The organism is Limnohabitans sp. G3-2, from assembly GCF_002778275.1.
Classification (GTDB): Bacteria; Pseudomonadota; Gammaproteobacteria; order Burkholderiales; family Burkholderiaceae_C; genus Limnohabitans_A.
The window spans coordinates 232,903-245,038 of sequence record NZ_NESG01000005.1; the positions used below are offsets into that span (position 1 = coordinate 232,903).

A 12,136-nucleotide genomic window follows, 5' to 3' on the forward strand; every position below is an offset into this window, starting at 1 on the left:
GTGGTGAACACCGACATCCAAACTTGGCAGCAACAGCTGCCCCACGGCATCACCTTGAGCTGCCGAGCCTGCGGCGAACCCGGTCGACCGGTGCTGCTGTTTTTACACGGCTTTCCTGAGGGCGCTTGGGTTTGGGACCCGTTGCTGAGGCATTTCTCCCGACCCGAAAACGGGGGCTACCGCTGCGTCGCACCCAATCTGCGGGGTTACGAACGCTCGAGCGCGCCCGAGGACGTCAAGGCCTACCGGGCCAAACACCTGGTGCAAGACATCTTGGCTTTGATCGAAGCCGAATGCGGCCCCGCACCCACGGCCGCACCCACGGCCGCACCCTTGGCAGCATTGGTGGCCCATGACTGGGGAGGCGCCGTGGCTTGGAACCTGGCCAACCAACACCCAAAGCGGCTGCGCCAGTTGGTCATCATCAACTCGCCCCACCCGGGCCCATTGCTCCAGGCCTTGCAACACGACCCGGCACAGCAAGCAGCCAGCGCTTACATGAATTTTCTGGTGCAAGCCGATGCCGCCGCGCTGCTGGCGGCCAACGACTTCGAGCGCTTATTGGGTTTCTTGACCGGTCAAGACACCTCACTCACGTCGCTCACGGCCACGCCAGACTCGGCATCAAGGCCTGATTGGCTCACGGCCGAGGTCCAGGCGAAATACCGAGAGGTCTGGCAACACGGCTTACAGGGTGGGCTCAACTATTACCGCGCTTCGCCTTTGCGCCCCGCCACAGCCAGCGATCCTGGGGCCAGCGCCATCCAGATCCCAGAGGACGCCCTGCGCATCGATGTGCCCACCTTGTTGCTGTGGGCGCTGGACGATGTGGCGCTTTTGCCCTGCCTGAGCGAAGGGCTGGATGCGCACATCCCTGAGCTCAAACGGGTCACCATCGAGAACGCCACCCACTGGGTGGTGCACGAACAAGCCGATCGGGTGATGGCGGAGATCCGTGCTTTTCTCCAAGCGCCCTTGAACTAGGCGCACCCATGCAGGCCTGAACAAGGCCTCAATAAAAGCCGGGCTCGCCTTCGGGCCGGGTCTTGAAACGTTTGTGCACCCAGTAATACTGCTCGGGCATGGTGAGCACCCAATCGGCCAAGAGGCGGTTGACCCGGGCGGTGTCGGCCACCAGATCGGCACTGGGAAAGTCCATCAAGGGGGGATGGATTTCGATGTCGTAGCCATCCGGCGTCATGCGCGTCACCACAGGCACCACCCGCGCACCCACCACCTTGGACAAGCGTGACAAGGAGGGCACCGTGGCGGCTTGCTCGACCCCCATGAAGGGCACAAAAATCGATTCGCCACGGCCAAAATCCATGTCCGGCGACAGGTGCAAGGGTTCGCCCTTTTTGATGCCCGCCAAGATCTGGCGCATGCCTTGGTGACGGAAATAAGGCCGCACATTGCCCGAGCGCTCTCGCCCTTCGCGGACCCATGCCTCCACCTCGGGTCGGGATTGCGCCCTGAAAATGAAGGCCACTGGCCCCTGCACATCCAAGGACACGGCCAGACCGCCGGCATCGAGCCCCACAAAATGGGGGGCAAACATCACCAGGGGACCGGGCGCTTTCAAGGCGTCCAGGTCGCCCACCCAGCGCAAGCGTTGGCGCACCGTGGCCTCGGGCGCGTGCCAAAGCCAAGCGCGGTCCATCACCGACTGGCCAAAGGCCACAAAGTGACGGTAAGCCAAGGCCTTGCGCTGCGCCTCGGACCATTGCGGCAGGCACTTTTGCAGGTTGACCTGCACAACGCGCCGGCGGGCAAGGGCCGCATGCCACAGCAGCCAACCCAGCCCCGTACCCGCTGCGCGCACCCATGACAGCGGCATCCGCGAGAACAAGCGCAAAAATGCAATCAACAAGTGCACCATAGGGGAGTCGCTCAGGCCTGTCGGGGGTTCTTGTAACGGGCATAGCCCCAGATGTACTGCGACGGACACTGCAAAATCAGCCGTTCCATGGCTTGGTTGATTTGCACCACGGCCGTGTCCAGATCCTCGGAGAGCGCATGTCCCAAAGCCTGGGTGTGCAATCGGTAGCCGCGGCCCCAGGACAAACGCTCACCCCAAATCAACACCACCCGGGCCCCGGTTTGCAGCGCCAAACGGGCCGCCAAAGTCATGGTGTAGGCCGGCTGCCCAAAAAAGGGGGCCCACTGTCCCATGCCTTCGGGCGGCACCTGGTCCGGCAACAAACCCACTGCGCGGCCGCTGCGCAAGGCTTTGATCATCTGGCGCACCCCCGCCAAGGTGGTCGGCACCGCTTCCAAGCCCGGACGGTTCCTGGCCAATGCCATGACCTCGCCCAAACCGGCATGACGGGCGGGGCGGTAAAGCACCGTCAGGGGACCGTGCTTTTGTGAGAAACGTGCAGCCAGTGCTTGGGCCGTGATCTCAAAACAACCCATGTGAGGCGTCAAAAACAAGACGCCTTGACCGCTGCCGTAAGCCTCCACCGCCGCGCGGTCATCCACCCAAGCCAAGGGCGGCGTTCGGCCCAGCCACAAACGCGGCAACTCAGCCGACATGCGACCGGCGTGGCCTACCGCCCGAAAAACGGTGCCCCAGCCCAATCCGGCAAAGCGCACGTTTTTCAAAAAGCGGCTCCTGTAACGCCCCGAAAAGCACCAAGCCAGCCAGCCACCCAAGCTGCCCAGCACATGCAATGCCCACAGGGGCCAACGGGAAAAAAACAAAAACCATCTCAACATAGGGGGTGATTTTGCACTGAAGATGCTTGTCCCCGGTGAAAAGGAGGGCGGTGACGATCACATCCAATTCACAAGGGAATCAACAAGCCGCTCTTGAAATGCCCAGAAATGCCCGTATCATTAGCACTCGATGGGGATGAGTGCTAACAAAACCCACCCCTCAGATTTCAGCAGCACCCTTTTCAGGTGCTTTTGTTTTTCAACCCTCGTTTCACATCCAGGAGATTCCATGAAACTGCGTCCTTTGGGCGATCGCGTGATCGTCAAGCGTATCGAAAGCGAAACCAAAACAGCTTCGGGCATCGTGATCCCCGATTCCGCTGCAGAAAAGCCTGATCAAGGTGAAGTCTTGGCCGTCGGCCCTGGCAAAACCAACGACAAAGGCGAGACCAAAGCGCTGAGCGTCAAAGTCGGCGACCGCGTCTTGTTCGGCAAGTACAGCGGCCAGACCGTCAAGGTCGGCGGCGACGAGCTGTTGGTCATGAAAGAAGAAGACCTGTTCGCAGTGGTCGAGTGATTTGCGAGACAGACCGACAAACGCGCCAAGCGCCCGTTCGATCTGTCCTCAACTGATTAATTTGAATTTAGGAGCTTAAAAATGGCAGCAAAAGACGTAATTTTCGGCGGCGAAGCCCGCGCACGCATGGTTGAAGGCGTGAACATTTTGGCCAACGCGGTCAAAGTGACTCTGGGCCCTAAGGGCCGCAACGTGGTTCTGGAGCGCTCGTTCGGCGCTCCTACCGTGACCAAGGACGGTGTGTCCGTGGCCAAGGAAATCGAACTCAAAGACAAGCTGCAAAACATGGGTGCGCAGATGGTCAAGGAAGTCGCTTCCAAGACTTCTGACAACGCTGGCGACGGCACCACCACCGCGACTGTGTTGGCCCAAGCCATCGTGCGCGAAGGCATGAAGTACGTGGCCGCTGGCATGAACCCCATGGACCTCAAGCGCGGCATCGACAAGGCTGTTGCCGCTTTGATCGACGAGTTGAAGAAAGCCACCAAGGCCACCACCACGACCAAAGAAATCGCCCAAGTCGGCTCGATCTCTGCCAACAGCGACCACAGCATCGGTGACATCATCGCCAAAGCCATGGACAAAGTGGGCAAAGAAGGCGTGATCACCGTGGAAGACGGCAAGTCCTTGGACAACGAACTCGACATCGTTGAAGGCATGCAGTTTGACCGCGGCTACCTGTCGCCCTACTTCATCAACAACCCTGAAAAGCAAGCCGCTTTGTTGGACAACCCCTTTGTGTTGTTGTTCGACAAGAAGATCAGCAACATCCGCGATCTGCTGCCCACCTTGGAAGCCGTTGCCAAAGCGGGCCGTCCTTTGTTGATCATTGCCGAAGAAGTCGAAGGCGAAGCCTTGGCCACTTTGGTGGTGAACACCATCCGTGGCATCTTGAAGGTGGTGGCTGTCAAGGCCCCAGGCTTCGGCGACCGTCGCAAAGCCATGTTGGAAGACATCGCCATCTTGACCGGCGGCAAAGTGATTGCCGAAGAAGTCGGCCTGACACTCGAGAAAGTGACTTTGGCAGACCTCGGCCAAGCCAAGCGCATCGAAGTGGGCAAAGAAAACACCATCATCATCGACGGCGCTGGTGCCGCTGCTGACATCGAAGCCCGTGTCAAGCAAGTGCGCGTGCAAATCGAAGAAGCGACTTCTGACTACGACCGTGAAAAACTGCAAGAGCGCGTGGCCAAGTTGGCTGGCGGTGTTGCCGTGATCAAAGTGGGCGCTGCCACCGAAGTCGAAATGAAAGAGAAGAAAGCCCGCGTGGAAGATGCATTGCACGCCACCCGCGCTGCAGTGGAAGAAGGCATCGTGGCTGGCGGCGGCGTGGCCTTGCTGCGTGCACGTCAAACCGCTGGCGCCATCAAAGGCGACAACGCTGACCAAGACGCTGGCATCAAACTGGTGTTGAAGGCCATCGAAGCGCCTCTGCGCGAAATCGTTTACAACGCCGGCGGCGAGCCATCGGTGGTGGTGAACGCGGTGTTGGCTGGCAAAGGCAACTACGGTTTCAACGCGGCCAACGACACCTACGGTGACATGATCGAAATGGGCATTCTGGACCCCACCAAAGTGACACGCACTGCTTTGCAAAACGCAGCGTCTGTGGCCTCTTTGATGTTGACCACCGAGTGCATGATCTCCGAAGCCCCGAAGGACGAGTCCGGCGCTGGCGGCGGCGGCATGCCTGACATGGGCGGCATGGGCGGTATGGGCGGCATGGGCATGTAATGCCCCGGCCGCTTGGCCTGGGCATTTCGGTGCCCTGACCCCAAGTCAAAAGCCCCACGGGAAACCGTGGGGCTTTTTTCTTTTCCCCCTTCGGTCCGGGCAGAGCGCTTAAGATCTGGCCATGCGGCGTTTTTCTTGGTTTTGTCTGCTGGTGATCATGTTCAAACTGTGTCTGGGCACAGCCATGGCCATGCCTGCCATGGTGCCAACGCATCACCCGTCTGAGCAGACCTTGTCTTTGCCCGCATGCCATGGCGAAGCCAAGACCGGCCACGCGCAGCACCCGCAAGGGGCTGTTGATGCGGCGCAGTCCACCAGCGACCCTGCAACGCACACGCCATCCGCAACGGATGCGGACTGCCACCATTGCTGCGCCCTGGGTCTGGGGTCTCTTCACCAGGGTTTTGGGCCGACGGCACCGTCGGTCCAGGCCACTCGGATTCAGCCAGACTGGCGCAGCGTGAGCCTGCGGCCGGGCTTGCGTCCCCCCATCCTCTGAATCCCCCCCCCAACCGCTCGTTCCGCGTAGGCCATGCCCACGCGGCAATTTGGTATGCACGCGCGGACTTCAAGCGCGCAAGGATGGACACATGACTTCTTCTTTTCAACAACAACACGCTGCGATGCTGCTCAAGTATTCCGGCATCAGCTTCATCTCGGGGGCCGTGAACCACGGCTTTTTCAGCGGAACACGTTCGCTGTGGACCGCGGCGGTGGGTATCGTTTTATTTGTGCTGGGCGCTTGGCTGGAGCACCGCCTGAACACCGAGTCGGCCGACACGCCGCGAACAGGTTTGTTCCACACCTTGCTGCTGGGCACTTTGCTGTCGATTGGCCTGGGATTTTTCACCGGCGGTTTGCAGCACTTTCCAGACTCCCCTGCACGCAGTGCCTGGGTGGTTCCTTTGGGCTTTTTCATCTCCGTCCTGGCTTTGGGTTTGAGCGCAACGCGCCAATGGTCAAGGGGTCTGACGGTGTATGTGCTGGTGCTGGGCACGGCCGTAACGGCAGGCAGTGGTGCTGCTTGGCAGTGGCTGCAGCACCACCCCGAATGGGCGGCCACCGGACACCTGCACGGCGAGTCGGCGGCTTCCGATGAGCACCACGGGGCCTTGGCCGCGACCGCGCCGCATGACCCCATTCGGGCCCAAGTGGTCAGCCGCAGCGTGGCGGTGAACATGGACGACCTCATGCGTTTCACACCCAGCCAAATCGAGGTGCAAGCGGGGGAGACCATCCGCTTCGTGGTCAGCAACTCCGGCCAAACGGCCCATGAAATGGTGCTGGGCAGCGAAGAGGACATTCGGCTGCACGCCGAAGCCATGCAGCAAGCGGCGGCAAAAGGTCAAGGGCCGAATGGCGGGAGCAGCCACGGCACGGGCCACGACCATGGCGCAGGCGCCGCCATCCGCGTGGCGCCAGGGCAAAGCGGCGAGTTGGTGGTGACCTTCCCCGAAGCCTCCCTGGTGCAAATGGCTTGCTTGATCCCCGGCCACTACGAGGCCGGTATGCGCGGCTCGATCCAAGTGGGGGCGGCGGTGAAAGCCCCAGCCGCCAAGGCTGCTGGACAACACGGCCATGGGGCTCACCCACACTGAAACAACTCAAACCGAACTGGGCGCTGGCCTTGGGAAGCCTTGATGCCAGCGCTCAGACAAAGGCGTGCAAGCGGCCCCGCGCATCGTAGGTGGTCAAAAACGGTTGTCCGGTGCGCACCGATGCGCGGGTCGTGTTGTGGATCAGGGGGGCCACCCCCTGAGGCGCTGGTGGGCACCGGCTGGCTTCGTAGGCACGACGGCGCTCTGGCTGGCTCAACACCTCATAGGCTTGGTTGATGCGGGCCATCTTGGCCGCCCACAAGGCCGATGCGCCTGTTTGGCGGTCTGGATGGTAACGCTGGGCCAATGCCCGAAAAGCCGCCCGAATGACTTCGGGTTCGGCTTGCGGTGTGACACCGAGTTCAGCGTAAGGGTCCAGGGCCTTGTCCATGGCCGAATATTAAAATATGAATACATTTAAACTAAATAAATATGCAATTTAAACGTATCAAATTGTTAAAAAACCCAAGGTCTCTGCTCAGAAAAGGAAGGCATGGGGGGGCAAGACATGGCCTGAGATGCGTTGGGGTCCCCCGCCGCTGGCGTTCGCTTTGGGCCACAGAACCGCCAGAAGAAGGACCCCGGATCTAGCCCGAGGTGCGCCGCGCAGAAGCAGTTCAGCCTGGCCGCACGCGTTGCAACAATCCAGCACTCGATGCGTCGAGCCCATGGACATCGCCCGAGAGGATGCGCGCATGGATGTCTTTGGCCAGCACCTTGCCCAGCTCCACGCCCCATTGGTCAAAACTGTTGATGCCCCAGACCGAGCCGCTGACAAACACGCGGTGTTCCTGCAAGGCGATCAGTGCACCCAGGCTGGCGGGCGTGAGCTCATCGAGCAGCAAAAAGGTGCTGGGCCGGTTACCCGTGAAGTGCTGGTGCCCCCCTTCGTCGGCCTTGCCCACCATGAGCGCCTGGGCCTGCGCGATCGCATTGGCCAACAGCAGTTCGTGGTGGTCGACCAAGTGGTGCGAAGGCTTTTTGACCGCGATGAGTTCCAGCGGCACCACGTCGGTGCCCTGGTGCAGCATCTGAAAGTAAGCGTGCTGCCCATTGGTGCCCGGCTCGCCCCAGAGCACGGGTGAAGTGCCGTAGGGCAAGGCCTGGCCGTTTCGGTCCACGCGCTTGCCGTTGCTCTCCATCTCGAGCTGCTGCAAATACGCAGGCAAGCGCCGCAAGGCGCTGTGGTAGGGCGCGATGGAGCGGCTGGTGTAATTCAAAAAATTGCGGTACCAGACGTCGAGCAAACCCAGACGCACAGGCAAGTTGGCCTCCAGCGGCGCCGTCTGGAAGTGCTGGTCCATCGCGTGCGCCCCGGCCAGAAAATCTCGGAAGCCTGGCGCGCCAATGGCGATGGCCACCGGCAGTCCAATGGCCGACCACATCGAGTAGCGCCCGCCCACCCAGTCCCAAAAGCCAAAAGTCGTGCGGATACCGAATTCGGCCGCGGCCGCCACGTTGGTGGTCAGCGCCGCGAAGTGCCGGGCCACATCGGCGCCGCCTTGCGCCTGAAACCATGCCAGCGCCGAGCGGGCATTGGTCATGGTCTCGATGGTGGTGAAGGTTTTGGAGGCGATCAAAAACAGCGTGTGCTCGGCCCTCAGCCCCTTGAGCACCGCAGCCAACTCATGGCCGTCCACGTTCGACACGAAATGAAAGCGCTTGCCCGGGATCACGAAGTCCTGCAGCGCCAGCACCGCCATCTGAGGGCCCAGGTCCGAGCCGCCGATGCCGATGTTCACCACATCGGTGATCTGCGCATCGGCACGGATGGTTTCGGCATAGGCCAGCATGCTGGAAAGCGTGGCCTGCACCAGCGCCAGCGGCTCGGCCAAAGCGCCCCCCAAAGCGCCCCCAAAAGCGCCTTCGGGTTGGCGCAGCAGCCAGTGCATGACGGCGCGGTCCTCGGTGGTGTTGATGTGCTCCCCCCGAAACATGGCGTCGCGGTGCGCACACAGACCGGTCTGCCGGGCCAGCGCTTGCAGCAGGGCTTCGGTGTCGGCGTCCACATGGTTTTTGGACAGGTCGGCAAAGACATGGGGGGCGTTCTGGCTCAGGCGCTGCGCCCGACGGTCGTCTTGTGCGAAGGCCACGCGCAAATCGAAACCCGTGGCCGCACTCGCATGGGCCGTCAAGGCCTTCCAGGCCGGGGTTTGGTCACAGCGCATGCCTCAGGCCTTCTTCATCAAGGCTTCAAGCTTGAGCGCATCGGCACAGAACGCACGGATGCCCTCGGCCAGCTTTTCTGTGGCCATGGCGTCTTCGTTGAGCGCCAAGCGGAAAGAGGCTTCGTCGTAACTCACAGCAGGCAAGTCCATGCCCTGCGCGGCTGCGGCGTCCAGCGCCAAACCCAGCGGAGCGTCGCTGGCGGCCAACTGCGCCAGCAACTCGGGGCTGATGGTCAGCAGATCGCAACCGGCCAGGGCCGTGATCTGGGCCATATTGCGAAACGACGCGCCCATGACTTCGGTTGGGATGCCGTGCTTTTTGTAATGGTTGAAGATGGCCCGCACCGACTGCACGCCGGGGTCGTTGGCGCCTGATTGGGCCGCTTCGTCCCAAGCGGAGCCTGCCGACTTCTTGTACCAATCGTAAATACGGCCCACAAAAGGCGAAATGAGTTGCACCTTGGCCTGACCACAGGCCACCGCTTGGCAAAAGGCAAACAGCAGCGTCAAATTGCAGCGGATGCCCTCACGCTCGAGCTCGGCGGCGGCTTGAATGCCTTCCCAGGTCGAGGCGATTTTGATCAGCACACGCTCGCGGGAAATGCCCTTGGCCTCATACAGCGCCATGATGCGACGCGCCCGCGCCACGGTGGACGCGGTGTCAAAGCTCAAGCGGGCATCGACTTCGGTCGACACACGGCCCGGGATGGTGTTCAGAATTTCGCAGCCAAAACGCACCAGCAGATGGTCCATGACCACGTCCAGCGGCTCGCCCCGGTGAGCGCTCACGGCATCGGCCAGCAAAGGCGCATATTCGGATTTTTGGACCGCCTTCAAAATCAGCGACGGGTTGGTGGTCGCGTCTTGCGGTTGAAACTGGGCCAGTTGCTTGAAGTCACCGGTGTCGGCGACCACGGTGGTGAATTGTTTGAGCGCGTCGAGTTGGTTCATGGCGTTTATTTGAGAAGTCGCTTGAATTATCAGTGAAACAAAGTTACATTTCAAATCAATTTTTCATGTAACTCAAGAACATCATGGCTTTTGATTTGGTTTTCTTTGGCGGCACGGGCGATTTGGTCTGGCGCAAACTCATGCCCGCCCTGTTCCAGGCTTACCGCCACGACAGTCTGCCTGAAGGGGGCCGCATCATCGGTGTGGGCCGCGACGACATGACGGACGCGCAATACCGCCAGCAAATCCAGTCACGTTTTGACCAAGTGGACGGGGACAAGCGCCCCAACAGCGAAGAGTTCGCCCGCTTTGCCAGCATGCTGTGCTACGTGCGCATGGACCTGTCCCAGCCGACGTCTTATGCGGCCTTGTCTGCCCGTTTGGCCGAGCGCGAGACCGACCACGTGGTGATGTATTTGTCCACCGCACCCAGCCTCTTCACCACCGTCTGCGAACAACTGGCGGCCAACGGCTTGAACACCGCCAAGACGCGCATCGTGCTGGAAAAGCCGCTGGGCCATGACCTGGCCTCCAACCGCTCGATCAACGAAGCGGTGGGCAAGGTCTTCAAAGAACAGCAGATTTTCCGCATCGACCACTACCTGGGTAAGCCTGCGGTGCAAAACCTGTTTGCGCTGCGCTTTGGCAATGCCTTGTTTGAGCCCCTGTGGCGGCGTGAGCACATCGCCAACATTCAGATCACCATGTCCGAAGAACTGGGCGTGGAAAAACGTGGCGGCTTTTACGAAACCACCGGCGCCCTGCGCGACATGGTGCAAAACCACGCCTTGCAATTGCTGTGCGCGATCGCGATGGAGCCACCCATCAACGCCCACGCCGACGCGATCCGCGATGAAAAGCTCAAGGTCTTGCGCGCCTTGAAGCGCTGGACGCCCGAGGCCCTGAGCCAGCACGTCATCCGCGGGCAGTACAGCGCAGGCAATGTGTTCGGCCAAGCCGTGCCCGGCTACAAGCAAGAGCCCGGTGTCAGCCCGAGCAGCAGCACCGAAACCTTTGTGGCGCTGCGCACCGAAATCGCCAACTGGCGCTGGGCGGGTGTCCCGTTCTACATCCGCACCGGCAAACGCATGGCCTCGCGTGAGGCGCACATCGAAATCAATTTCCGCAAAACGCCGCACGAGATTTTCCAAAGCCCCTTGGGGCAGGCCAACAAACTGGTCATCCACTTGCAGCCCAAAGACGGGCTGGAGCTGCACCTGTTCGCCCAAGGCCAAAGCAAACGCAGCGATGGCAGCAGCGCTGCCGCTTTGAGCCCGGTGCACCTGGACCTGGACTTTGACAAGCGCTTTGGCAGCCAACGCGTGGGCGCTTACGAGCGCTTGCTGCTCGACGTGCTCGATGGCCGCCTGAACCTGTTTGTGCGCAGCGACGAACAAGAAGAAGCTTGGCGTTGGGTCGAGCCGATCTTGCAGCACTGGCGCCACGACACCATCGGCCCACGCCCCTATGCAGCCGGCACATGGGGGCCGAGCGCCTCGAGCGCCATGATCGCGCGCGACGGCTTTTGCTGGTCTGAAGAAATTTAAACCGGAGACACACCATGCTCGAGCGCATCAAAGCCTCTTTGCCCTCCCTGGCCCCGGCCGAGCAACGCGTGGGCAAGCTCGTCTTGGCGGACCCACGGGCCTTTGCCAACTTGCCCGTCACCGAGTTGGCCGACCGCGCGCATGTGAGCAAACCCACCGTGGTGCGCTTTTGCAGAAGCGTGGGCTACGACGGCTTGTCGGATTTCAAGCTCAAGCTGGCGGGCAGTGTGAGCGAAGGCGTCCCCTTCATCCACCGCAGCGTGGATGTGGACGACAAAACCAGCGACATCGCGGTCAAGGTCATCGACAACACCGTGGCCGCGTTTTTGAAGTACCGCAACGACGCCAGCTCCTTCGCGCTGGAACACGCCGCGCAAGCCTTGGCGGCCACGCAAAAAACCAACCGCCGCATCGAGTTTTACGGCGTGGGCAACTCCGGCATCGTGGCGCAAGACGCGCAGCACAAATTTTTTCGCCTGGGTGTGAATGCCATCGCCTACAGCGACGGTCACATGCAGGTGATGAGCGCCTCCATGCTCAAGCCGGGTGACTGCGCGGTGATCATCTCCAACTCGGGCCGCACCCGCGACCTGATGGACGCCTGCGACATCGCCAAAAAACAAGGGGCCACGACCATTGTCATCACCGCCAGCGGCTCGCCTCTGGCCAGCGCCGGGCACATCCACTTGACCGCCGACCACCCCGAGGGCTACGACAAATACAGCCCCATGGTCTCGCGCCTGCTGCACTTGCTCATCATCGACATCCTGGCCACCACCGTGGCCTTGCGCATGGGCGAGCAACTGCAGCCCAATCTGCGGGACATGAAAAACAACCTGCGCAGCAAGCGTTACACCTGAAGCGGGCTGCGGTAGGCGCGAGCCGCAATCCTGTGGGAGCGAG

12 protein-coding genes are annotated in these 12,136 nt (G+C 61.3%); 7 read left to right on the forward strand and 5 right to left on the reverse strand.

The features are described 5' to 3' along the window. The first annotated feature begins 3 nt into the window (after nt 1-3). Nucleotides 4-984, forward strand: a complete 981-nt coding sequence (locus B9Z31_RS09695) for an alpha/beta fold hydrolase (RefSeq protein WP_233200878.1) — start codon at nt 4-6, stop codon at nt 982-984. A 28-nt stretch (nt 985-1,012) separates the two neighbouring features. On the opposite strand, the gene B9Z31_RS09700 is transcribed toward B9Z31_RS09695, so the two are convergent. Together B9Z31_RS09700 and B9Z31_RS09705 are read right to left on the reverse strand one after the other, a co-directional pair. After that, nucleotides 1,013-1,879: a lipid A biosynthesis acyltransferase gene (locus B9Z31_RS09700; RefSeq protein WP_100119359.1), complete on the reverse strand. Its 867-nt coding sequence runs from the start codon at nt 1,877-1,879 to the stop codon at nt 1,013-1,015. A gap of 11 nt (nt 1,880-1,890) precedes the next feature. Further along, nucleotides 1,891-2,718, reverse strand: a complete 828-nt coding sequence (locus B9Z31_RS09705) for a lysophospholipid acyltransferase family protein (RefSeq protein ID WP_100119360.1) — start codon at nt 2,716-2,718, stop codon at nt 1,891-1,893. Between the two features lie 229 nt (nt 2,719-2,947). Here B9Z31_RS09705 and groES point away from each other — a divergent pair, with 229 nt between their 5' ends. The 4 genes from groES to B9Z31_RS09725 all read left to right on the forward strand — a co-directional run bounded on the left by groES (nt 2,948) and on the right by B9Z31_RS09725 (nt 6,567). After that, entirely contained in the window at nt 2,948-3,235 is a 288-nt protein-coding gene (groES, locus tag B9Z31_RS09710; protein ID WP_019426307.1) for a co-chaperone GroES, read from the forward strand. An 81-nt stretch (nt 3,236-3,316) separates the two neighbouring features. Beyond that, nucleotides 3,317-4,969: a chaperonin GroEL gene (gene groL, locus B9Z31_RS09715; protein WP_100119361.1), complete on the forward strand. Its 1,653-nt coding sequence runs from the start codon at nt 3,317-3,319 to the stop codon at nt 4,967-4,969. 121 nt (nt 4,970-5,090) lie between these two features. Further along, the gene (locus B9Z31_RS09720) at nt 5,091-5,468 is read left to right on the forward strand and encodes a hypothetical protein (RefSeq protein WP_100119362.1); all 378 of its coding nucleotides are present in this window, start codon (nt 5,091-5,093) and stop codon (nt 5,466-5,468) included. A 91-nt stretch (nt 5,469-5,559) separates the two neighbouring features. After that, nucleotides 5,560-6,567, forward strand: coding sequence for a plastocyanin/azurin family copper-binding protein (locus tag B9Z31_RS09725; RefSeq protein ID WP_100119363.1), 1,008 nt, complete (start codon nt 5,560-5,562; stop codon nt 6,565-6,567). Between the two features lie 52 nt (nt 6,568-6,619). Here B9Z31_RS09725 and B9Z31_RS09730 read toward each other — a convergent pair whose 3' ends face one another. From B9Z31_RS09730 to tal, 3 genes are all read right to left on the reverse strand, one after another. After that, nucleotides 6,620-6,958 carry a J domain-containing protein gene (locus B9Z31_RS09730; protein ID WP_100119364.1) on the reverse strand — a complete coding sequence of 113 codons (339 nt, stop codon included), beginning with the start codon at nt 6,956-6,958 and terminating at the stop codon, nt 6,620-6,622. Between the two features lie 226 nt (nt 6,959-7,184). Next, nucleotides 7,185-8,735 (reverse strand): glucose-6-phosphate isomerase, encoded by a 1,551-nt coding sequence (gene pgi / locus B9Z31_RS09735; protein WP_100119365.1) that lies wholly within the window; start codon nt 8,733-8,735, stop codon nt 7,185-7,187. Between the two features lie 3 nt (nt 8,736-8,738). Beyond that, nucleotides 8,739-9,686, reverse strand: a complete 948-nt coding sequence (gene tal / locus B9Z31_RS09740) for a transaldolase (RefSeq protein ID WP_100119366.1) — start codon at nt 9,684-9,686, stop codon at nt 8,739-8,741. An 83-nt stretch (nt 9,687-9,769) separates the two neighbouring features. On the opposite strand from tal, the gene zwf reads away from it, so the two are divergent. After that, entirely contained in the window at nt 9,770-11,233 is a 1,464-nt protein-coding gene (gene zwf / locus B9Z31_RS09745; RefSeq protein WP_100119367.1) for a glucose-6-phosphate dehydrogenase, read from the forward strand. A 14-nt stretch (nt 11,234-11,247) separates the two neighbouring features. Next, nucleotides 11,248-12,093, forward strand: coding sequence for a MurR/RpiR family transcriptional regulator (locus tag B9Z31_RS09750; RefSeq protein WP_100119368.1), 846 nt, complete (start codon nt 11,248-11,250; stop codon nt 12,091-12,093). Nucleotides 12,094-12,136 lie beyond the last annotated feature (43 nt).

Coding starts and splice junctions, on each gene's coding strand:
- B9Z31_RS09700 (WP_100119359.1), bottom strand. CDS start 1,879: ATGGTGCACTTGTTGATTGCATTTTTGCGCTTGTTCTCGCGGATGCCG.
- B9Z31_RS09705 (WP_100119360.1), bottom strand. CDS start 2,718: ATGTTGAGATGGTTTTTGTTTTTTTCCCGTTGGCCCCTGTGGGCATTG.
- groES (WP_019426307.1), top strand. CDS start 2,948: ATGAAACTGCGTCCTTTGGGCGATCGCGTGATCGTCAAGCGTATCGAA.
- groL (WP_100119361.1), top strand. CDS start 3,317: ATGGCAGCAAAAGACGTAATTTTCGGCGGCGAAGCCCGCGCACGCATG.
- B9Z31_RS09720 (WP_100119362.1), top strand. CDS start 5,091: ATGCGGCGTTTTTCTTGGTTTTGTCTGCTGGTGATCATGTTCAAACTG.
- B9Z31_RS09725 (WP_100119363.1), top strand. CDS start 5,560: ATGACTTCTTCTTTTCAACAACAACACGCTGCGATGCTGCTCAAGTAT.
- B9Z31_RS09730 (WP_100119364.1), bottom strand. CDS start 6,958: ATGGACAAGGCCCTGGACCCTTACGCTGAACTCGGTGTCACACCGCAA.
- pgi (WP_100119365.1), bottom strand. CDS start 8,735: ATGCGCTGTGACCAAACCCCGGCCTGGAAGGCCTTGACGGCCCATGCG.
- tal (WP_100119366.1), bottom strand. CDS start 9,686: ATGAACCAACTCGACGCGCTCAAACAATTCACCACCGTGGTCGCCGAC.
- zwf (WP_100119367.1), top strand. CDS start 9,770: ATGGCTTTTGATTTGGTTTTCTTTGGCGGCACGGGCGATTTGGTCTGG.
- B9Z31_RS09750 (WP_100119368.1), top strand. CDS start 11,248: ATGCTCGAGCGCATCAAAGCCTCTTTGCCCTCCCTGGCCCCGGCCGAG.